Origin of the sequence: Nocardia sp. CA-135953 (genome assembly GCF_050955735.1) — a bacterium.
Classification (GTDB): domain Bacteria; phylum Actinomycetota; class Actinomycetes; order Mycobacteriales; family Mycobacteriaceae; genus Nocardia.
This window is the reverse complement of the sequence record NZ_CP192082.1, coordinates 3,099,770-3,120,848: the sequence shown is the minus strand read 5'-3', so window position 1 is coordinate 3,120,848 and position 21,079 is coordinate 3,099,770. Positions and strand designations below refer to the sequence as shown.

General features: G+C 66.6%; 20 protein-coding genes and 1 pseudogene. 13 read left to right on the top strand and 8 right to left on the bottom strand.

The features are described 5' to 3' along the window. Positions 1–320 precede the first annotated feature (320 nt). From ACQPXH_RS14305 to ACQPXH_RS14290, 4 genes are all read right to left on the bottom strand, one after another. Complete coding sequence (locus ACQPXH_RS14305; protein ID WP_433602830.1) at positions 321–2,042, bottom strand: urease subunit alpha; 1,722 nt, start codon at positions 2,040–2,042, stop codon at positions 321–323. After that, the gene (locus tag ACQPXH_RS14300) at positions 2,039–2,356 is read right to left on the bottom strand and encodes an urease subunit beta (protein ID WP_433602829.1); all 318 of its coding nucleotides are present in this window, start codon (positions 2,354–2,356) and stop codon (positions 2,039–2,041) included. Before ACQPXH_RS14300 ends, ACQPXH_RS14305 begins: the two co-directional genes overlap by 4 nt. A gap of 7 nt (positions 2,357–2,363) precedes the next feature. Next, positions 2,364–2,666 carry an urease subunit gamma gene (locus tag ACQPXH_RS14295; protein WP_433602827.1) on the bottom strand — a complete coding sequence of 101 codons (303 nt, stop codon included), beginning with the start codon at positions 2,664–2,666 and terminating at the stop codon, positions 2,364–2,366. Positions 2,667–2,733: 67 nt separating this feature from the next. Next, positions 2,734–3,132, bottom strand: a complete 399-nt coding sequence (locus ACQPXH_RS14290) for a PaaI family thioesterase (RefSeq protein ID WP_433603451.1) — start codon at positions 3,130–3,132, stop codon at positions 2,734–2,736. 609 nt (positions 3,133–3,741) lie between these two features. Here ACQPXH_RS14290 and ACQPXH_RS14285 point away from each other — a divergent pair. From ACQPXH_RS14285 to ACQPXH_RS14235, 11 genes and pseudogenes are all read left to right on the top strand, one after another. Beyond that, on the top strand, positions 3,742–4,815 hold the full coding sequence (locus tag ACQPXH_RS14285) for a FecCD family ABC transporter permease (protein ID WP_433602826.1): 1,074 nt from the start codon (positions 3,742–3,744) through the stop codon (positions 4,813–4,815). Between the two features lie 85 nt (positions 4,816–4,900). Then, entirely contained in the window at positions 4,901–6,016 is a 1,116-nt protein-coding gene (locus tag ACQPXH_RS14280; protein WP_433603450.1) for a FecCD family ABC transporter permease, read from the top strand. Next, positions 6,013–6,828: an ABC transporter ATP-binding protein gene (locus ACQPXH_RS14275; protein ID WP_433602825.1), complete on the top strand. Its 816-nt coding sequence runs from the start codon at positions 6,013–6,015 to the stop codon at positions 6,826–6,828. The genes ACQPXH_RS14280 and ACQPXH_RS14275 overlap by 4 nt, the downstream gene beginning before the upstream one ends. 71 nt (positions 6,829–6,899) lie before the next feature. Further along, on the top strand, positions 6,900–7,292 hold the full coding sequence (locus ACQPXH_RS14270) for a BlaI/MecI/CopY family transcriptional regulator (RefSeq protein ID WP_040689937.1): 393 nt from the start codon (positions 6,900–6,902) through the stop codon (positions 7,290–7,292). A gap of 63 nt (positions 7,293–7,355) precedes the next feature. Next, on the top strand, positions 7,356–8,294 hold the full coding sequence (locus ACQPXH_RS14265) for a M48 family metalloprotease (RefSeq protein WP_433602823.1): 939 nt from the start codon (positions 7,356–7,358) through the stop codon (positions 8,292–8,294). Positions 8,295–8,417: 123 nt separating this feature from the next. Further along, positions 8,418–9,761 (top strand): annotated as a pseudogene (locus tag ACQPXH_RS14260) (DEAD/DEAH box helicase); the annotation flags it as partial. A 481-nt stretch (positions 9,762–10,242) separates the two neighbouring features. After that, a complete protein-coding gene (locus ACQPXH_RS14255; RefSeq protein ID WP_433602822.1) occupies positions 10,243–11,088 on the top strand; it encodes a DMT family transporter in 846 nt (281 codons plus the stop codon). A 90-nt stretch (positions 11,089–11,178) separates the two neighbouring features. Continuing rightward, positions 11,179–12,615 carry a GuaB1 family IMP dehydrogenase-related protein gene (locus ACQPXH_RS14250; protein ID WP_433602821.1) on the top strand — a complete coding sequence of 479 codons (1,437 nt, stop codon included), beginning with the start codon at positions 11,179–11,181 and terminating at the stop codon, positions 12,613–12,615. Positions 12,616–13,143: 528 nt separating this feature from the next. Continuing rightward, positions 13,144–14,517, top strand: a complete 1,374-nt coding sequence (locus tag ACQPXH_RS14245; protein ID WP_433602820.1) for a hemolysin family protein — start codon at positions 13,144–13,146, stop codon at positions 14,515–14,517. Then, entirely contained in the window at positions 14,510–15,574 is a 1,065-nt protein-coding gene (locus tag ACQPXH_RS14240) for a hemolysin family protein (RefSeq protein WP_433602819.1), read from the top strand. The genes ACQPXH_RS14245 and ACQPXH_RS14240 overlap by 8 nt, the downstream gene beginning before the upstream one ends. Continuing rightward, positions 15,571–16,461 carry a 3-methyladenine DNA glycosylase gene (locus ACQPXH_RS14235; protein WP_433602818.1) on the top strand — a complete coding sequence of 297 codons (891 nt, stop codon included), beginning with the start codon at positions 15,571–15,573 and terminating at the stop codon, positions 16,459–16,461. Before ACQPXH_RS14240 ends, ACQPXH_RS14235 begins: the two co-directional genes overlap by 4 nt. 115 nt (positions 16,462–16,576) lie before the next feature. On the opposite strand, the gene ACQPXH_RS14230 is transcribed toward ACQPXH_RS14235, so the two are convergent. Genes ACQPXH_RS14230 through ACQPXH_RS14215 form a run of 4 tightly spaced genes read right to left on the bottom strand, consistent with a single transcriptional unit; the run spans position 16,577 to position 19,674 of the window. Next, a complete protein-coding gene (locus ACQPXH_RS14230; protein ID WP_433602817.1) occupies positions 16,577–16,732 on the bottom strand; it encodes a hypothetical protein in 156 nt (51 codons plus the stop codon). 22 nt (positions 16,733–16,754) lie between these two features. Continuing rightward, the gene (locus tag ACQPXH_RS14225) at positions 16,755–17,771 is read right to left on the bottom strand and encodes a hypothetical protein (RefSeq protein ID WP_433602816.1); all 1,017 of its coding nucleotides are present in this window, start codon (positions 17,769–17,771) and stop codon (positions 16,755–16,757) included. After that, entirely contained in the window at positions 17,768–19,102 is a 1,335-nt protein-coding gene (locus tag ACQPXH_RS14220; RefSeq protein ID WP_433602815.1) for a Dyp-type peroxidase, read from the bottom strand. The genes ACQPXH_RS14225 and ACQPXH_RS14220 overlap by 4 nt, the downstream gene beginning before the upstream one ends. Positions 19,103–19,113: 11 nt before the next feature. Further along, positions 19,114–19,674, bottom strand: coding sequence for a hypothetical protein (locus tag ACQPXH_RS14215; protein WP_433602814.1), 561 nt, complete (start codon positions 19,672–19,674; stop codon positions 19,114–19,116). A gap of 210 nt (positions 19,675–19,884) precedes the next feature. Here ACQPXH_RS14215 and ACQPXH_RS14210 point away from each other — a divergent pair, with 210 nt between their 5' ends. Together ACQPXH_RS14210 and ACQPXH_RS14205 are read left to right on the top strand one after the other, a co-directional pair. Beyond that, positions 19,885–20,547, top strand: coding sequence for a hypothetical protein (locus tag ACQPXH_RS14210; RefSeq protein WP_433602813.1), 663 nt, complete (start codon positions 19,885–19,887; stop codon positions 20,545–20,547). A gap of 43 nt (positions 20,548–20,590) precedes the next feature. Beyond that, positions 20,591–21,076 (top strand): hypothetical protein, encoded by a 486-nt coding sequence (locus ACQPXH_RS14205; RefSeq protein WP_433602812.1) that lies wholly within the window; start codon positions 20,591–20,593, stop codon positions 21,074–21,076. Positions 21,077–21,079 lie beyond the last annotated feature (3 nt).

Genomic DNA, 21,079 nt, shown 5'->3' with positions numbered 1-21,079 from the left:
CGGTGGGCTGTACACCGGCGGCTCGGGTACCCGGGTAGGAACTGGATCGACGGGATCGACGTTCGGAAAGCGATCGGCGTACTGGCCGATATCGCCGCACCGGCGTCGTCGTCGCCGACCGCGTCGTGCACCGTGTTCGTGACCTGATGGCGCAGTTTCGCCTCCGCGCCGCATGCAGGACATGATCTCGCCGGAGATGACGGCGGGGTCCGTGCCACGTGCCGTGTTCCGGGGTCACGAATGCTGCGCCCTCAACGCCGGGACCGACCTTTACGGTGTCGAGCCGCTGCCCGCCAACCGGCCCTTCCCGGCACCCGCAATCAGAACAGAAAGTAGCGCTGGGCCATGGGCAATTCGGTGGCGGGCTGTTCGGTCCAGACCTCGCCCTCGATGCGCACGGTGAAGGTGTCCGGATCTACTTCGATCCGTGGCATGGCGTCATTGTTCGGCATATCCGCCTTGGTGACGCGACGAACGTTCTTGACGGGAGCCAGTTTTCGGCGCAGACCCAAACGGTCGGCGAGGCCGTCCTCGATGGCTTGTTCGGAGACGAAGTGCAACGAGGTCGCGGCGGCGGCCAGTGGTGCGGCACCGAACATGGGGCGCGGCAACACCGGCTGCGGCGTGGGGATGGAGGCGTTGGCGTCGCCCATGGCGGCCCAGGCGATCGCGCCGCCCTTGAGGACGGCATGCGGGCGGACTCCGAAGAACGCCGGATCCCACAGCACGAGGTCGGCGAGCTTGCCGACCTCCACCGAACCGATTTCGTGGTCGAGTCCGTGAGCAATGGCCGGGCAGATGGTGTATTTCGCGATGTAGCGACGCACGCGGGCATTATCGGCGGCGCCGTCGCCGGCCAACGCACCGCGGCGGCGCTTCATGACATGTGCGGTCTGCCAGGTACGCATGACGACTTCGCCGATGCGGCCCATGGCCTGGGAGTCGCTGCCGATCATGGAAATCGCGCCGAGATCGTGCAGCAGATCCTCCGCGGCGATGGTGGAGGGCCGAATTCGGCTCTCCGCGAAGGCGAGATCCTCCGGGATGGACGCGCTGAGGTGATGGCACACCATGAGCATGTCCAGGTGTTCGTCCAGGGTATTGACGGTGTGCGGCCGGGTCGGGTTGGTCGAGCTGGGTAGCACATTGAGATGTGCAGCGACGGTGATGATGTCGGGTGCGTGCCCGCCGCCCGCACCCTCGGTGTGATACGCGTGGATGCCGCGACCCGCGATGGCACCGAGCGTGTCCTCGACGAATCCGGCTTCGTTCAAGGTGTCCGAGTGCAGCGCCACTTGCACACCCGCCGCATCAGCGACGGTGAGACAGGCATCGATGGCGGCCGGGGTAGAACCCCAATCCTCGTGCAGCTTAAAACCCGCTGCGCCACCGCGTAATTGCTCCCACATGGATTCGGCGCTGACAGTATTGCCCTTGCCCAGCAACACGATATTCATCGGCCAGGAGTCGGTGGCCTCCAACATCCGGGCCAAATGCCAGGATCCGGGCGTCACGGTGGTCGCCTTGCTGCCCTCGGCCGGGCCGGTGCCGCCGCCGATCAATGTGGTGATGCCGCCGCCGAGTGCCTCGTCCATCAGCTGCGGACAGATGAAGTGCACATGACAGTCGATGGCGCCCGCGGTGAGGATGCGGCCGTTGCCCGCGATGATCTCGGTATTCGGGCCGACCACCAGATCCGGATGCACTCCGTTCATGGTGTCCGGATTACCCGCCTTGCCGATGGCACTGATGCGGCCGTCGCGAATGCCTACGTCGGCCTTGATGATTCCCCAGTGGTCGATGATGACCACGCCGGTGATCACGGTGTCGGGGGTGCCGTCGGCGCGGGTCGCGCGGGCCTGGCCCATGGATTCGCGCAGCACCTTGCCGCCGCCGAAGACGGCCTCATCGCCGGCGAGTCCCGGTCCGCCGCTGCGGTCTTCGGTGATCTCGATCAGCAGATCGGTATCCGCCAGGCGAACGCGGTCGCCGGTGGTCGGACCGAACAGCTCGGCGTAGCGCGCACGGCTCAGCTCGCTCATGACGCACCGTCCAAACGGCCGGGGGGATTCAGGCCGATGCCGTGCACCTCGCGCGCCCCACCGAGCGGAATCAGCGAAACCCGTTGGCCGAGACCGGGTTCGAAGCGCACCGCGGTGCCGGCAGGAATATCGAGCCGACGTCCGTGCGCGGCCTCTCGATCGAAATGCAGCACGGCATTGGCCTGCGGGAAATGCACATGGCTGCCGACCTGGACCGGTCGGTCACCGGTATTCACGACATCGAGCGCGATGCGGTCGGCGCCCGCGTTCAGCTCGATAGTGCCCTCGGCGCAGAGGTATTCACCGGGAATCATGGTCGCCCTAGCCGATCGGATGGTGGACGGTCACCAGCTTGGTGCCGTCCGGAAAAGTGGCCTCGACCTGCACGTCGTGGATCATCTCCGGCACCCCGTCCATCACGTCGGCACGCGTGAGAACCGTTCGCCCCGAAGACATCAGCTCCGCGACCGTGCGTCCGTCGCGCGCACCCTCCAGCACATGATCGGTGATCAGCGCGACCGCCTCCGGATGGTTCAGCTCGAGCCCGCGCGCCTGCCTGCGCCGGGCCAGTTCGGCCGCGTAGCTCAGCAGCAGCCGTTCCTGCTCATGCGGCGACAGTCGCATCCGGGCTCCTCAGCGCTCGTGGATCGGGGTAACGGTCATTCTGGCACGCCCGTTCCGGGAGCGCCCATCAATCCCGGGCGGGCAGGTTCTGCAGCCGGACCTGACCGCGCGCCACCGTGCGACCCTCGCCATCGGTCAGCACGACCTGCCACAGCTGCTGCAGGCGGCCGCGGTGCAGTGGCGTCGCCTCGCCGAAGACCTTGCCCTCGCGGACCGAGCGCAGGAAGTCGGTGTTGTTGTTCACCCCGACCACGGCGCCCTTATTGCCCTGGGAGTTGTACCAAACCCCACCGCCGACGCTGGCCAGGGTTTCGACGACCGTGCAGTACACGCCGCCGTTGACAATGCCGGCCAACTGCAGCAGCTGCGGCCCCGCGGTCAACTCGCCGCACACCCGATCCGGCGTGACCTCGGTGAATTCGAGGCCGATCAGATCGGTGAAGGTGTTCTTGCTGAACTCGGTCATCAGCTCGGGCGTCACGTCGGCCAGCGACTCGAACTGGGCAACTTCCTGCTGTGTCATGCGTTCACCTTGGCACAGGGCGCCCGGCCCCTCGCACGACGGCTACTTCCCGGCGTTCGCTCGCCGAGACAGAGCGGCGGGCTCCACACGCACATGGAGCCCGCCGCGGCAGTGGATCAGGGGTTCTCGGCAGCCCTCCGGAACACTCGGCCGATCCCAACGCCGGGATCAGTATAGGTCAGGCTTACCTAAGCGGGCAACTCCTGCCGTATCGGGCTCCGCTCGCGGCAATGCATTCGATCAAGGCCATCGGACGGCCAGACACTTTCCGCCAGAACCAATTCCACGCCCGACTGGCGCCGAGACCGTCGACCCGGCCCGATGGACCGGCTCGGCGCGCGACCGGCGACCACGCCGATTCATCGCGGTGACCACCGAGAGGCTGCCGGTAGCCGAGCAAGCCGCTCACCCGATAAGGCCTTATCGCACCAGGCAACCCACAACGCGTCGCACCGGCAACCCGTGCCACCAGCGTCGTTTTCCAAAGATAGGTTAGGCTTACCAGACCTAACAATCGGATACCAGCTATCGAGTCAGGAGTAGTTCGTCGCCGTGACGGCATCAGGAACCATCGCGCCGGGGGCGCGACGAACGAATACGGCGGGCCGTCGCCGGCTCGGACTCGTCGCGTTGACCGCACTGCTCCTCATCGCCTCCGTGGCCGGCATCGCCATCGGCACCCGATCACTGTCCCCCGGCACCGTCTACGACGCCGTGCACAATGCCCTCAGCTGCCCGGGCGGGCCGTTCACCTGTCCCGCCGGATCGACCGCGGAGGAGATCGTGCGCGGACTTCGCCTGCCGCGCACCGCACTCGGGTTGGTGACCGGGCTTGCACTCGGCATCGCGGGTGCGCTGATTCAGGGTTACACCCGCAACCCGCTCGCCGACGCGGGCCTGCTCGGTCTGAACGCCGGCGCGGCCTTCCTTGCGGCACTGAGCATTTACCTGTTCGCGCTGACGGCACCCGAGCAGTACATCTGGTTCGCCTTCGCAGGGGCGCTGATCGCCGGGCTGGTGGTGTTCGGTGTGTCCGCGATCGGCGGTGGCAAGGCGAGTCCGCTCAGCCTCGTGCTGGCCGGCGCCGCGGTCACCGCATTCCTGCAGGCGATGACGAATGCCATTGTGCTCATGGACAATGCCGCGCTGGACACCTACCGATTCTGGGTGGTCGGCACCGTGAACGGGCGCGACGCCGAGGTGTTCTGGCAGGTGCTGCCGTTCCTGACGATCGGCGTTGTGCTGGCCGTCGCTGCTGCGCCGCGCCTGAATCTGCTGAGCCTCGGCGACGAGGTCGCCCGCGGACTCGGGGTACATATCGGACGCAGCCGAGCGCTCGGCCTGGCGGCGATCGTATTGCTGTGCGGTGCCGCGACAGCGGCGGTCGGCCCGATCGCATTCATCGGATTGATAGTGCCGCATGTCGCAAGGGTTTTCACCGGTCCCGACTATCGCTGGCTGATCCCGTACTCCGGACTGCTCGGTGCATTGCTGCTGCTCGTCGCCGATGTGGTCGGGCGAATTGTGGCGCGGCCGGGGGAAGTGCAAGTCGGCGTGATGATCTCGGCCCTTGGTGCTCCGTTCTTCATTCTGCTCGTTCGTCGCAAGAAGTTGGCGAGCCTGTGAGGGCGATGCCACAGCGACCGCCGCGCACGAATTCGCGGGCCACCGGGGAGCATCCATGACCGAACGAATCATCGACGAAATCTCCATGGATAACACCGCGACCGGGCCCGGCAGTACTCCGCCGTCGTTGCGCCACATCCGCCCCGCCCTGCGCCTCGGTCCGGTGTCGATTGTGTTGCGCCCCACCATGGCGCTCATAGTTCTGGCGCTCGCCGCGACCGTGCTCGCACTGTTCTGCCTCAATATCGCCTTCGGCGACACCCACATTCCGATCGGGCGAGTACTCGACGTGCTCAGCGGGGGCGGCACTCGATCGCAGCGCTTCATCGTGCTGGAGTCCCGATTGCCGCGCGCGCTCACCGCCGCGGTCGTCGGTGCGGCACTCGGGATCGCGGGTGCGATCACCCAATCGATACTGCACAACCCGCTCGCCGCGCCGGATGTGCTCGGCATCACCACCGGCTCCAGCCTCGGCGCGGTCGCGGTACTGGTCGGAACCGGCGGCGCGACAACCGGACTCGCCGCGAGTGTCGGCACACCACTGGCAGCGCTGACCGGTGGTCTGCTCACCGCGATCGTGATCTACCTGCTCGCCTGGGGTCGCGGTGCGACCGGCGACCGCGGTGTCACGCCGATGCGACTGGTGCTGATCGGCATCGGGGTGAACGCATTGTTGTTGTCCGGCATCAGCTTTCTGCTCACCCGCGCCAGCTTGCAGGACGCGGCTCGCGCGCAACTCTGGCTCAATGGCTCGCTCAACAGCCCGGACCGCACGAAACTCGTCCCGGCCGCGCTGGCCCTGGCCGCCGTCGTCGTGGTCGCGGTGGGCTCCGCGCGAACCCTTGCCGCACTCCGTCTCGGCACCGACACCACCCGCGTGCTCGGCGTGCGGATCCAGACCCAGCAAGCGCTATTGATCGGCGCGGCCGTCGTGGCCGCGTCCGTCGCCACGGCGGCTGTCGGCCCGGTCACTTTTGTGGCGCTCGCCGCACCGCAGATCGCACGCCGACAGCTGCGAACTCCCGGCGAACCACTCATCGGCTCCGCGCTCATCGGTGCCATCCTGGTGGTCGGCGCGGATGTGGCCTCGCGCACGCTGTTTCCGGTCGATCTGCCTGTCGGTGTCGTGACCGCCGCCTTCGGCGGACCGTTCCTGCTCTACCTGCTCGTGCGTATGAATCGGAAGGCGACCCTGTCATGATCAGCGATACGCGGCTCTCCGCACAGGAAGTCACCCTCGGCTACGGCGACCGCGTCATCGTCGACGGCCTCGATATCGATATCGCACCCGGCGTCGTCACCACCGTCATCGGCCCCAACGGCTGCGGCAAGTCGACCATGCTGCGCTCGCTCGGGCGCCTGCTGCGTCCGCGACAGGGTCGAATCCTGTTGGACGGCAAGGCGATTTCGACAATGAAAACCAAGGATGTGGCACGCGTCATCGGCATGCTCCCGCAGTCGCCGGTCGCGCCCGAGGGACTCACCGTCGCGGATCTCGTTGCGCGGGGGCGTCATCCGCATCAGTCCTGGATCCGGCAGTGGTCGGCCACCGACGAGGCCGAGGTCATGTCCGCACTCGCGGCGACGGGCATCGCCGACCTGGCCGATCGCTCACTCGACGAGTTGTCCGGCGGGCAACGCCAGCGCGCCTGGATATCCATGGCACTGGCCCAGGGCACCGACATCCTGCTGCTCGACGAGCCGACCACCTACCTCGACCTCGCGCATTCGGTCGAGGTCCTGGATCTGATCGACCGGCTGCACGACGACCTCGGCCGCACTGTGGTGATGGTGCTGCACGATCTCAACCTGGCCATTCGCTACAGCGACCGACTCATCGTGATGCGCGACGGACGCATCGTCGCCCAGGGCGCGCCCGCCGATATCATCGATGTCGCGCTGCTGCGCGAGGTCTTCGGTCTCGACGCCTCGGTCCTCGAGGATCCGGTCTCCGGCCGTCCGATGATCGTGCCCATCGGAACCCGGCACGTTTTGCCCGGGTATGACAAATGACACACCAGCTATCAGGTAGTTACGACGGGGTGTAGTACGCAATTGTGTCGTTGAGTCCGTAAACTTGTGGAATGGCAGGACTTGGTGAACTCGAGAAGGCAGTCATGGATCAGCTGTGGTCCAGTGACGAGCCGCAGACCGTACGGCAGGTACACGAGGCTTTGGCCGCCCGCCGTGAGCTCGCGTACACCACGGTGATGACGGTGCTGCAACGGCTGGCGAAGAAGAACCTGGTAGTCCAGCGCCGCGATGACCGCGCCCACCGCTACGCCCCGGTGCACACCCGTGATGAACTGGTGGCCAGCTTGATGGTCGACGCATTGCAGCAGGCCGATGTGGCGGGCAGCCGCGCGGCGGCGCTCGTGCATTTCGTCGAACAGGTCGGCAGGGACGATACGGACGCGCTGCGGGAAGCGCTCGCTAAGCTCGAGGCATCCGAAGATACTGCGCCGCCGAAGCAGTAGTCTTGGGATCCTGACCTCACAACGAGGTGAGACCCTGGCCCCACAACGCAGTGAGCTGAGTCGATGAACGCAACCGCGCCGGTCTTCGCCGGTCTCGCTTTGCTTCTCGCGGGGCCTGCCCCAGCGCTGCTGAGCCGCGCGACCTGGTCGTATCGGACTCCGCGCGCCGCACTCGTGTTATGGCAGGCCATCGCACTCGCCGCCGTGCTCAGCGCATTCGGCTCGGGCCTGGCCATCGCCGCCCAACTACTCGTCCCGGGACCGAACGGTCGCCCGACCACTTCCCCGGCCCGGGAAATCGACGCGCTCGGACTGCCGCTGTGGCTGGCCTATGTCTTCGTCTTCGCGCTGACCCTGCTCGTCGGCGCGCGACTGATGTACGCGATCGTGCGCGTCGGCGTGCACACTCGCAGGCGCCGGGCGCGCCACCGCATGCTCGTCGATCTGCTCGACCAGAGCGGACCGCAGCGCCGCGCCGCCGATATCCGGGTCCTCGCCTCGACCGAGCCGATCGCCTACTGTCTGCCCGGCCTGCGCCAGCGGGTCGTGCTGAGCGAAGGCACGTTGACCAGCCTGCAGGACGCCGAGGTCACCGCCATCGTCAGCCATGAGCGCTCCCATCTGCGCGCCCGGCACGATCTGGTGCTCGAGGCATTCACCGCAGTGCACGAGGCCTTCCCCCGGGTGGTGCGCAGCAAGGCCGCACTCGGCTCGGTGAAACTGCTGATCGAACTGCTCGCCGACGATTCGGCGGTGAAGGTGACCGGCCCGAAGCCCCTGGCCCGCGCCCTGGTGGCGTGCGCGAAATCCACCGCTCCGCAGGGCGCGCTCGCCGCGGGCGGGCCGACCACCCTGATCCGCATCCAGCGCCTGGGCGGCCGCATCGGCGATATTCGGGTGGCCTCGGCGGCCTATCTGGGGTCGGCGGCCATCCTGGTGGTCCCGACCATGGCCGTCGCGGTACCCTGGCTGGTCGAACTGGATCGACTGCTGCGTAACTGATTCCTCTGGTTCTCCCCGACACACCCGGTCCTACCACATCCCGATGACCGGGCCCAACCATCTCGGCGGCACCACGCGTGCCCGGATCCGCCCGCGCCGAGACATGAAAGGCACACAACCCCGTTGACCTCCTCCACCCCTGCCACCACCTTCGCGGATCTGGGCCTACCCGCCGTGCTCGTCCAGGCGCTGCGCCGCGACGGCATCGAGGCCCCGTTCCCGATCCAGGCCGCGACCGCGACCGATGCGCTGGCGGGTAAGGATGTGCTCGGACGCGGCCCAACCGGCTCCGGCAAGACCCTGGCCTTCGGGCTGCCGATGCTGGCACTGCTCGCGGGCGCGCAGGCCAAGCCGGGCCGTCCGCGCGGTCTGGTGCTGGTGCCGACCCGGGAACTGGCAGCCCAGATCGAAAAGGCACTGGACAACGTGGCATTGTCACTCGGGCTGCGGGTCACTTCGGTGGTCGGCGGGGCACCGATCAAGCGGCAGGCCGACCGGCTCGCGCGCGGAGTGGACCTGCTGATCGCCACGCCCGGACGGCTGGAAGATCTGATCAACCAGCGCTCCGCCGACCTGTCCGATGTTCGGATCACCGCACTGGACGAGGCCGACCACATGGCCGATATGGGGTTCCTGCCACAGGTCACCAAGCTGCTCGACCGGACGCCGAAAGATGGTCAGCGCCTGTTGTTTTCGGCCACCCTCGACAGTGAGGTCGACAAACTGGTCAAGCGGTACCTGCGCTCCCCCGTCACGCATTCCACCGCGCCGCCATCGGCCTCGGTCGCGACGATGTCGCATCATCTGCTGTACCTGCGCAAGGCCGATAAGCGCGAGATCACCGCGCAGATCGCCGCCCGCGACGGGCTGACCATCATGTTCGTGCGCACCAAACACGGTGCGGACCGGCTCGCCAAGCAGTTGCGGACGGCCGGGATCGCGGCAGGCGCGCTGCACGGCGGTAAGGCACAGAACAACCGCGTGCGGACGCTGGCCGCATTCGCCGACGGTACGACACCTGTGCTGGTGACCACCGATGTGGCCGCGCGCGGCATCCATGTGGACGGGATTTCCCTTGTCGTGCACGTGGATCCGCCCGCGGAATCCAAGGCGTACCTGCATCGCGCGGGCCGCACCGCACGCGCCGGGGAGGACGGCGTCGTCGTCACGCTGGTCACCGAGGAGGAACGCGCCGAGGTCGAGAAGATGACCCGCAAGGCGGGCGTCGATGTCGACGGCGTGCAGGTCCGTCCGAACGATCGACGCCTGATCCAGATCACCGGCTCGAAGCAACCGTCGGGCGTACCGATCGTCGCGGCGAACTCGGCGGTCACGGTGGGTGACGAGGGTGAGTTGAAGGTCGGTAGGTCGAGCCGCCGGTCCGGTCCGGGTTCCGGTGGTCGCGGCGCACGCTCGGGTAGTGCGGGTACCGGGCGTCGAAGTGCCGATTCGAGTCGTCGCGCCGGTGGTGCCAAGAAGTCCTCGGACGGTTCGTCCAACCCCACCGCAACGTCGAGTCGGCACGGTGCCGCAACGTCGGGACGTGGGACGACCGCTACCCCGGCCACCGGACGCGCCGCAGGCACCGCGACGGCAGCCACCGGCCGTGGCGCAGGATCGGCGAAGACAGCGGGGCGAACCGCAAGCTCGGCATCGCCCGCGCCCGGTCGCACTGCCGGGTCGACGAAGACGACTCCAGGACGGACCGCAAACTCGGCATCGGCCGCGCCGCGTCGTGCCGCCGGGGCGGCGACCGCGACACGGGCGGGCGGATCCGGCTCCACCGCGCGCGGCACCTCGGCCAACCACGGCGCGGGAGTTTCCGCTCACGGCGCCGCCACCGGCCGCACCGCCGCGACCAGCGGCGACACGCCCGGGCGTACGCGTCGACGCGCCGGGCGGGCACAGGGGGTGCCAGGCGGCCGCAATCGCGGGGCAAACTAACCAGGTGGCGAATCATCAGGTGGGCGCGGTCGTCTGTGCGCTGATCGCGGCATTGCTCTTCGCGGTGGCCGCGGTCGCGCAGCAGCATGCGGCGGCCGCGGTTCCCGAGGACGAATCGCTCATGCGTTCACTGCTGCGCAATCCGCGCTGGTGGGGCGGAATCATCGGGGATGCGGGCGGTTACGCCATGCAGGTCGCCGCACTCACTCTGGGGGCGGTGCTGCTCGTCCAGCCGATTCTGGTGAGCATGTTGGTCTTTGCGCTCCCGCTCTCCGCCCGCATCAACCGCCGCCGCATCACCCCGCGCACCTGGGCGACCGCCGTCGCACTCGCGGCGGCCCTTGCCGCCTTCTTGATCATCGGCGATCCGACCGAGGGCAATACCAATGCGCCCCTGCGTGATTGGATCCCACCGCTCGCCGCGCTGCTCGGTGCGCTGGCGGTGGCCGTCGTCGTCGGCCTCGGAACCTCCGACCCGACGCGTCGCGCACTCCTGTTCGGCACTGCGGGCGGCGCCCTGTTCGGTCTGGCCGCCGCGCTCACCGAGTACGTGACCGAACTCTTCGACGGCGGCCTCATCCATGTGCTGGGCAGCTGGCAGACCTGGGCCCTGGTGGCCTCCGGTTTGATCGGGCTCTACCTCCAGCAACGCGCCTTCCAATCCGGCCCCCTCGTCGCATCGCTGCCCGCCGTCACCATCGCCGAGCCCCTGGCCGCCGCCTTCATCGGCATTACCGTCCTCGACGAACGCTTCCGCACCGACCACATCGGATTCGCGGTGATCACCGTCGCGGTAATCATCATGTGCGCGACCACAATCCAACTTTCCCGCGCCCAAGCCGACGCGTGACATGCACGGCGCGAGATCAGATGAACACTGGCGCAGAGGGAATGCTGAGTGATTGCACGGAAGTGCGGCGCACCGGTTAGAATCGGTTAAGTGCAGTTTCTCCCTGGTCATCAGCCGCCGTACGACCTGACCTACGACGACCTCTTCCTCGTCCCGAATCGGACGGATGTCGCGTCACGGTTCGACGTCGATCTTTCGACCGCAGACGGGTCCGGCACCACCATCCCCATTGTCGTCGCGAATATGACCGCGGTCGCCGGACGGCGGATGGCGGAGACTGTCGCCCGTCGCGGTGGCATCGTCGTCCTACCGCAGGATCTTCCGATCGCCGCGGCATCGGAAACCATCGCCTTCGTCAAGAGCCGCTCGCTCACCGCCGATACCCCGGTCACCCTGGATCCGGAACATTCGGTCTCCGAGGCCGTCGCCCTGATGCACAAGCGCGCCCACGGTGCCGTGGTGGTCGTCGACGGCGGTAAGCCGGTCGGCGTGGTCACCGAGGTATCCTGCAGCGATGTCGACCGGTTCGCCCGGCTGCGCGATGTAGCGGCCACCGACTTCGTGCAGGCACCGGCCAGCACCTCGCCGCGCGATCTGTTCGACCTGCTCGAGGCCGAGCACGCGCAACTCGCCGTGCTCATCGCCGAGGACGGCAACCTCGCGGGCGTCATGACCCGCACCGGAGCCATCCGCGCAGGCATCTACCAACCCAATGTTGACGCCAACAACCAGTTGCGCGTGGCCACCGCGGTCGGCATCAACGGCGACGTGGCGGCCAGGGCCAAGGCCCTCGTCGACGCCGGCGCGGACCTACTCGTCATCGATACCGCACACGGCCACCAGGCCAAGATGCTCGAAACCCTCAGCGCCATCCGCGACCTCGGCCTCGGTGTGCCACTGGTCGCGGGCAACGTGGTCTCCGCGCAGGGCACCCGCGATTTGGCCGCTGCGGGCGCGGACATCATCAAGGTCGGTGTCGGCCCCGGCGCCATGTGCACCACCCGCATGATGACCGGCGTCGGTCGTCCGCAGTTCTCCGCCGTAGCCGAATGCGCCACCGCCGCAAAGGAACTCGGCGTGCACATCTGGGCCGACGGCGGGGTCCGGCACCCGCGCGACGTCGCTCTCGCGCTGGCCGCGGGCGCGTCCAATGTGATGATCGGCTCCTGGTTCGCCGGCACCTACGAATCCCCCGGCGACCTGCGCGTCGACCGCGACGGCAATGCCTACAAGGAAAGCTTCGGCATGGCCTCCAAGCGCGCGGTCGCCGCCCGCACCGCCACCGACAGCGGCTTCGACCGCGCCCGCAAGGCATTGTTCGAAGAGGGCATCTCCAGCTCGCGCATGCGCCTGGATCCGGAACGCCCAGGCGTCGAGGACCTCATCGACCACATCTGCTCCGGCGTTCGCAGCGCCTGCACCTACGCGGGTGCCCGCAGCCTCACCGAGTTCCACGACAACGCCGTGCTCGGCGTGCAATCGGCCGCAGGTTTCGCCGAAGGCCGCCCGCTGCCATCCGGCTGGTAGCCCTGCCCAGCTCCCGACAAAGCCGGAACATTCCACCCTGGCCGACCACCACGAAGCGTCTTGCGAGCGAGGAGTTCGCGGCCCGCCTCGCGTCCGAGCCGTCCAAACGCATGCGACGCACCCACGGGATTCGACCACCCGATACGAGTGCGTCAGGCGCCGAACGATCCACCATCACCAACCACCACGAAGCGAGTCCTACGAGCGACCCGTTCGCGGCCCGTCTCGCGTCCGAGCCGTCGAAGCGATGCGCCGCAGGCGCGAGTCTCGACGGCTCGGACGCGAGACACCAGGGGGCCGCGAACACGCAGCGCCGAAGGCGCTGCCATTAGACACACCCGGTAGCATAGTGGTTGCCGGTTTCCGGTTACACAAACCATTTGCCGAGAGGAACAAGTTGTCACCCGCGTCCGAGGGCGCCGCACAGGAGGGCTCCTCTACCGAGCCGGGTGACAAACCCGGCGCCCTCCTTCCCGCAGCCGCCCGATCCGATTCAGCTCATCGCATGTTTCGCAGGTGGTGCTGACGATGTCAGTCGTGCTCACCGTGCTCAGCCTGATCGGGTTCATCGCCCTCACCGTCGGCACCGCGTTGTTCGTTGCCGCCGAATTCTCGCTCACCGCTCTGGAACGCAGCACCGTCGAATCGCATGTGCGCACGGTCGGGGACGCCCGCTCGCGCATGGTCCGGCAGGCGCACACCACATTGTCGTTCCAGCTCTCCGGAGCGCAGCTCGGTATCACCATCACCACGCTGATCACGGGCTATATCGCCGAACCCGTCCTGGCCCGGCTGCTGTCGCCGCTGTTCACCGCGCTCGGTCTGAGCGCGGGTGCGGCGCACGGTATCTCGCTCACGCTGGCGTTGCTGCTCGCTACCTCGCTGTCGATGATCTACGGCGAGCTCGTGCCGAAGAACATCGCGATATCGAAGCCGCTCGGCACCGCCCGGGTGACCGCGGGCCCGATGATCGCCTTCTCGGTGGTGTTCAAGTGGATGATCCACTTCCTCAACGGCACCGCGAACTGGGTGGTCCGGCGCCTGGGCGTGGAACCGGCCGAGGAGTTGCGTTCGGCACGCTCCCCGCAGGAACTCGGCTCGCTGGTGCGTACCTCCGCACTGCGCGGCGCGCTGGACCACCGCACCGCGCAGCTGGTCGATCGCTCGCTGCAATTCGGTGAACGCAGCGCCGAGGAGTTGATGACACCGCGGGTCAAGATCGAATCCCTGGACAAGTCCGACACCATCGCCGATCTGATCGCGGCCGCCAGCCGCACCGGTTACTCCCGCTTCCCGATCATCGACGGCGATCTGGACAACACGCTCGGCGTGGTGCACGTCAAACAGGCGTTCACCCATCCGGCGAATCTCCGCAACACCATCCCGCTGCATCTGCTCGCCCGGCCGGTCCCGATTGTGCCCGCCAGCCTCGACGGCGACGAGGTGCTCGAGCGGGTGCGCGCCGACGGCATGCAGGTCGCGCTGGTGGTGGACGAATACGGCGGCACCGCGGGCATCGTTACCATGGAGGATCTCATCGAGGAGATTCTCGGCGATGTCCGCGACGAGCACGACGAGGAAGAACGCGATGTCCGCCGGGTCGCCGACGGCTGGGACTGCTCGGGGCTGCTACGCATCGACGAGGTCTCCCGGGCCACCGGCTACGACGCGCCGGAGGGCGAATACGAAACCCTCGGTGGTCTCGTGCTCACCCGGCTCGGCCGCATCCCGGTGACCGGTGATGAGGTCATCCTCCCGAATCCACGGTCCTCGCATCGGTATCCGAACGACGACGACGGCGGCTGGATCGCCAAGGTCGAACGGATGGACGGGCGGCGTATCGATCGGATCCGGCTGGTCCCGGTCGCGGCCGCCGTACTGAAGGAGAACAGCCATGGGTGATCTCCTCGGTGTCCTCTTGACGGTCGTGCTGCTGGCCTGCAATGCCTTCTTCGTCGCCGCCGAATTCGCGCTCATCTCGGCCCGCCGTGACCGTCTCGAAGCACTCGCCGCACAGGGCAAGCGCAAGGCGCACACGGTGATCCGGGCCGGTGAGAACCTGTCCATGATGTTGGCCGCCGCCCAGCTCGGCATCACCATCTGTTCGATTCTGCTCGGCCGGGTCGGCGAACCCGCGGTCGCGCATCTGCTGGAGGGGCCGTTCGGGCTGGTCGGCCTGCCCGAACAGCTGCTGCATCCGGTGGCCTTCGCCATCGCGCTGGCGATCGTGGTGATACTGCACATTCTGTTCGGCGAGATGATTCCGAAGAATATCGCGCTGGCCGGACCGGAACGCAGTGCGCTGCTGCTGGTTCCGGCGCATCTCATGTGGTTGCGCTTGGCGCGTCCGCTCATCGCCCTCTACAACCTGGCGGCGAATCTGTCGCTGCGCATGTTGCGGGTCGAGCCGAAGGATGAGCTCGAGGCGACGGTCTCGAGTGTCGAGCTCGCCGAGATGATCGGTGAATCCCGTTCGGAGGGCCTGCTCGACGAGGAAGAGCACCGCCGCCTCACCCAGGCGCTCGGCACTTCCGATCGGGTGGTGGGCGATGTGATGGTGCGGCTGGCGACGACCCGCTCGGTTCCGTTGCGCGGCAATGGCACCACGCTCGGCGATATCGAAACCGCGGTCGCCGAAACCGGTTTCTCCCGGTATCCGGTGCGCGCGAGTGACGGCTCGCTGGTCGGGTATCTGCATGTCAAGGATGTACTCGACAAGGTCGCCGACGAAAGCGCCGGACCGAATACACCTATCCCGCGCACCGATATTCGTCCACTGCCGACGGTTAGCGCCGGTACGCCCCTGTACGAGGCGCTGGCCCGCTTGCGCCGCACCAACTCCCACCTCGGCCGTGTCGTGGACACTCGTGGAAATACGGTGGGCATTGTGGCGCTCGAGGATCTGGTGGAAGAGTTCGTCGGCACCGTGCGCGACGGGACGCACCGGGTGATCGAATGATCGTGCTGGCCGAGTCCGAGTGGCGGACCAGGGCCGCCGCGCACCGGGCTCGGCTGGACGAGCTCGTCGGACCGTATCTCGAGCGGCGCGCGGCGGGGTCGTCACATCCGGTGATCGACTTCCTGTTCACCTACTACGGACACAAGCCCGCCCAATTGCGGCGCTGGCACCCGGGATTCGGTGTCGCATTGGCGGGCGCTCGGGAGTACGACGGGGCTCGCGGGTATCACCGGCATGACATACCTTCCGGCGCGGGAGTCCACACCGCCGACCCCGCGTTCATCGGGCGGCGTCGCGACACCATCGAGTTCATCGCGAAACTGCTGCGCGCCACGGCATCCCGCCCGGCGCAGCTGTCCTGCTTCGGCTTGCACGAGTGGGCAATGGTGTACAAAACCGATGAGGTCCGCCACGAACAGGTGCCGCTGCGCTTGGGCAGCACCGGTACCGATGCGGTCGTCGAATCGATGTCTCTGCGCTGCACCCACTTCGACGCATTCCGCTTCTTCACCCCGGACGCGGTCGGTCGCAACGCGGAACCGTTGACCCGCGCCGACCAGGTCGCCCGCGAACAACCCGGCTGCCTGCACGCGAATATGGACCTCTACAAATGGGGTTTCAAACTGACCCCGCTCATCTCCTCCGACCTGTTGCTCGACTATTTCGAATTCGCCTGCGCCGCACGCGAACTCGATATGCGCGCCAGCCCGTACGACCTCGCCGACTACGGCTACGAGCCGATCCGCATCGAAACACCGTCCGGGCGTGCCGAATACGTCCGGGCGCAGTCGAGCTCGGTCGAGCGGTCGACGGAACTGAGACAGTCGCTGCTCGACGTCTGCACATCACTGCTGACGGATGACGCTGAGGCAATGACCGCCGGCTGAGCGCTGCAGCGAAAACCATGTCAATTACCTGGCATCAATCTGCTGCAGAACATCGACAGCAATATCGGTAGTTCGATGCTGCGGCGCCGCCTGCGCACCCGGCCGCGGCCTGCGCCTACTCACCTGGGACACACCGGATCACGATCTCGTTATCGCTGCCTGGACTCCGGATCGCGGCCTTGCCGACGAATCCGGCCGACTCCCACCGGAAGTCGTCTGGTCCGCTCTCGCCACGCCCTCCGGCGATCTCCGCGCCGTAGCCGAAGTCCACTGGATCGAACCCAAGCCCTGGGTCACTTCATGGTGGCCAGGTTGTGCCAGAGGTTGCGGAGGCTGTCGGTCCCGCCGAACAGCGTGGTGAAGTTGGTGGAGTCGATGAGCACGATATCGCCGGCTCGTCTGTCGGCGGGTGGCATCCAGATCAACGTATTGAATTCCGTATTGCCTGCGGCGGTGAAGGGATGGGGTCGTTGGGGGTCGACACGCTGGCGGCCCAGGACACGAAGCGAGTCGGATTCCGGCGCGGTGAGCTCGTAGTGCGGTAGATGAGGGTGGAAGTTGAACGTCGTCACATTGTCCAGCAGCCGGGGTACGTCCAGATCGCGGAACCCGGTCAAGGGCGCGATCTCATTGGTGCCGTCCACGACCGCGGGGCGCAGGCCCCATTTGTTGTGCACCGGAACATCGAGGGCCTGCATGAGCGAGCGTGTGTACTGGCCGAATCGTTGCTGCCGCGGCACCAGCGGGTCGCCGTGATGTGCGTATTCCATTTGTCGCTGCGCGTAGTCGTCGGTGCACCCGACGTCGTGGTGCGGCGCCAGCAGCAGGCAGGTGCCCTCGCGTTGCAGCCAGTCGCGGATCGCATCGATCTCGTGTGAGGCGGCGTGCTGCTCGGAAAGGACGTGATCGAGCCCGAACACCATCAGGGTGTCGGTGTCGGCCAGGATCCGCTCGTCGATCGGCAAGGTGTAGCCGGCCTGGTCGATGCGCTGGAACACTGCGACAGGGTGACCGGTGGCCTCTTCGGCCAACTGCTGGAACGCCAGCGTCGAGCGATGGAACAGCTCCAGTGTGCCTGCGATGCCCTGCAGGAAGTGCGCGGCGTCGTATTCCGGAGTCTCGTAGCTCGGCCACAGCACGTTGCGAACCTCGGTCATCGTCGAGAAGCGGTTGTACATCTCGGCGGGATCGCGTTGGGCCTCCCACGGATAGCTCCATGTCCAGTAGATGCTCATCCGCCGTCGCCCGTCGTGGTTGCGCGGAATGTGGTTCTGGTTGTAGGTGCGTGCCGGCGGGACGGTGCTGCTCATGGTGTCACCTCTCGACTGTCGAGCGTGGCCAGGTATCGGAGAGCGCTGATGCTCGGGAGGAAGAAGTACGCGCCGCCTCTGAGCGTGGTGAAAGCCGGCAGTCCCTTGTGCACCTTGCGGATGGGCCGCCTGGGGATCGTGAAGTCGAGGGTGCCGTCCTGGGTGCCGCAGATGGGGTCGTGTTCGTTGCCGAGTTCGTGAAATGTCTTGTCGTTGATCCAGACGTTCTGGGCGAACTCGAACTGGCGAACCAGGCTGGCGCAGATGATGAACGCGGCGATCCCGCGGTCCACTCCGTCGTCGGGAGCATCCTCGGGTAGCGCGGGCCCGTAGGTGGCGCCACGGCGAATCATTCTGCGGCGGTTCATGTTCGCCGCGGTATCACGGGGATTCAGACGCCGCGCGTGCGCGCCGAGTGGTACCGCATAGCCGTGCGGATCCATTTCCCTGTAGTTGAAGTCGTTGTTGCGCATGGGATCCGCGCCCAGCGCCGGATCGTCCCGGTCCGGTGCCAGCACCAGCGGTGCGCCGCTGCGCCAGCGCCCCATGAGCTTCGCGGCGAGCAACTCCTGCCCGTCCGGGGTGTCCGAGTTCTCGCGCAGATAGTTCCGAAACGCGCCGACATGTTCTTGCAGCCGCCGGTAGGCCATATAGCTTCCGTTGCGGAACAACACCTCCGGATGCGGCAGCGCTCGCGCCGGTCCGTCCTCGTCGGGGTAGCCCAGGATGAATTCACCGGGTTGCAGCGGTGCCCCCGAACCTGGCGTCGGCGCTTCGCCGGACCCGTCGATCACCGGCTGGGACAACCGATCTCGGAACCCGAAATGATCGTGGGCGTAGTCGAAGGGCGGCGTCGCGTTCAGATCCAGGAACGACAACACGCGCACACCGGAGCAGCGGGCGATCAGTTTGTGGTGTTCGGTGGTGCAGCGCTGATGCTCGGCATCGGTGCGGGCGAACAGGATCGCGATGGCGTGCAGGTCGTCACCGGCCAGCCCACCCACCCAGTTGTCGGGACAACAAGCGCCCGTGTCACCCAGGATGTCAGCGCGGGCGGCCATGCCTTCGCGGAACTCGTCCGGGAAGGTGGCGAGCGTTTCTTCCGGCACGCCGAGCGCCCGCAGCCCGCGCCAGGTGAAGGCCAGCGTGATCCAGCGGTCGGAACTGTCCATAGTCGCGCGCACGTCCGCCGCCGATTGCACGCGGTCCACCAGCGGAGTCAACCAAGCCTGAGCCCCGACGGGATCATCGAAGGACAGGAACTCGTAGCGGCCGGTCACCGCCGGGGTCCGGGTCAGCAGGATGTGCTGAATATCGTCGAGTTCGAGCATGGCCCAGGGGGTTACTGCATCTGGTCGAGCATGTCGGAGAACGCTGCTTTCAGCCGCAGCGCCTTTTTGATCTCGTCGGCGGTGACGTACGGGTACTCGCCGTATTCGAGGAAGCTCGGAAACTGGTGTTCGCGAACAAATTTCACGAACGCCTCCGGATTTTCCTTCCAATCCTCCGGAAATCCCTCGAGATTGGTGAAAACCGTGGTGATACCGGTCTGCGAGAACAGGGCCACGGCGTCCTCGGTGTATTTGTCGAAATCGGTGTCGAAAATGCCCTGATATTGGAAATGCAGTCCCGATCCGACGTCGAACAACAGCCACCGCAGATAGTGCAGCCGCAGCGGCGCCAGCACATCCGGACCAGCTGCTATCGCATCCTGGATCTGCTTGCCGTATGCGCGAATAGCCTCCTCACGACCCGGCTTCACCTTGGCGATGATCGAGAACCCGTAGCAGGCCGGTGTCCGGGGATAGATCGGGCCGTACCTGCCCCGCTCCAACTCGAAATAGCCCTCCGCCGGAATGGCCGTCGCCGCCGGTCTACTCCAGTCGGGCTCGGTTGTAGTCATATCTTCACCCGCCTTCCGCACCGCAGTAAGCTGGACTTTCAATATGCTATGCCTCGGCCGATCTCGCCGAAACCCACACAGCACCGGCAACCAGGACGGAATTCGATCGACGACGTCGGTGCGTTGAATTGTGTGCCAGGAGCACAACGAGCAGACCGGACGTGTGCCGGAAATACAGCCACCGGCGCTCGGATTTGACAGGATGACGGCATGTCGACATCGCCGCAACACACCGAGCCGACCCCGCATCGGTTGTCGACACCGCGAGCGGCCGCACTGGCCGGAGTGGTCTTCGCGGTGTTGTTCGGAATAACGCTGATCTTGATCCGTATCGACATGCCCGACGGCATCGAAGGCTCGACTCGTTGGCTGACCAGTCGGCAGAACGCGATCAGAACGGCGACGGTGCTCATGCCGTTCGCCGGAATCAGCTTCCTGTGGTTCATCGGCGTCGTCCGTGACGGATTCGGGCGCTACGAAGACCGGTTCTTCCTATCGGTATTCCTCGGTAGCGGGCTGCTGTTCCTGGCGATGATGTTCGTCGGCACCGCCGTCGCGGCCGGTCTGGTGTCCAGCAACACCGACGTCACCGACCCGGCCGCCCGCGCCGCAGTGGTCGACTTCGGCAAGATGATCGTGGTTTCGGCATGCCAGACCTACGCACTGCGGATGGCGGCCGTGTTCATGATCTCGCTCGCGACGATTTGGCTGAAGACCGGGCTGATGCCGCGCTGGCTCGCCGGTGTCAGCTATCTGGCGGCCCTGGCACTCCTGGTGGCCAGTGAAACGAGCAGATGGATGACGCTGGCTTTCCCAGGGTGGGTGCTCCTGGTCAGCATCCTCATCCTCGTTCGCACCGCAACTCGAACGTGACAAACACCCACCAAGTCTGCGCGACTGTGCGACAGTACCCCTTGTGGACGAGGCAGCGCCCCGCCGTTCGGCCGATCTGGATGCGGTCTACCGGACCGTGGCGGACCGACGCCTGCAATACGAGAACCTACTCTGGCAGGTTCCCGCCCTCAGTCTGACTGCCCAGGCATTCCTGTTCAGTATCTCGATGGGTGCCGACAACGATTCCATCGCGCGCATAGCCTCGTCGCTACTCGCGCTGATCGTGTCGTTCATTTCGATCATGCTCATGGCGAGCCATCGCCTTGCCGAACGCAAGGACGCGCTGTGGCTGGAGCGGTTCGAAGACCAAGAGATCGGCGCGGGCACCTGGGGTTCACACGGTCCTGTCTTCGAGACGCAACACCGGAACGTCGGCCTTGACGTCAGCTGGCTGGACAAGCTGATACCGATGCGGCAGATGTTCACAGTATGGGTGGTCGGACTGGCCTGTTTCGGTGTGGCCGCCATCTTCATGATCATCCGGACGCTGATCGGTATCGGGCATTGAGCC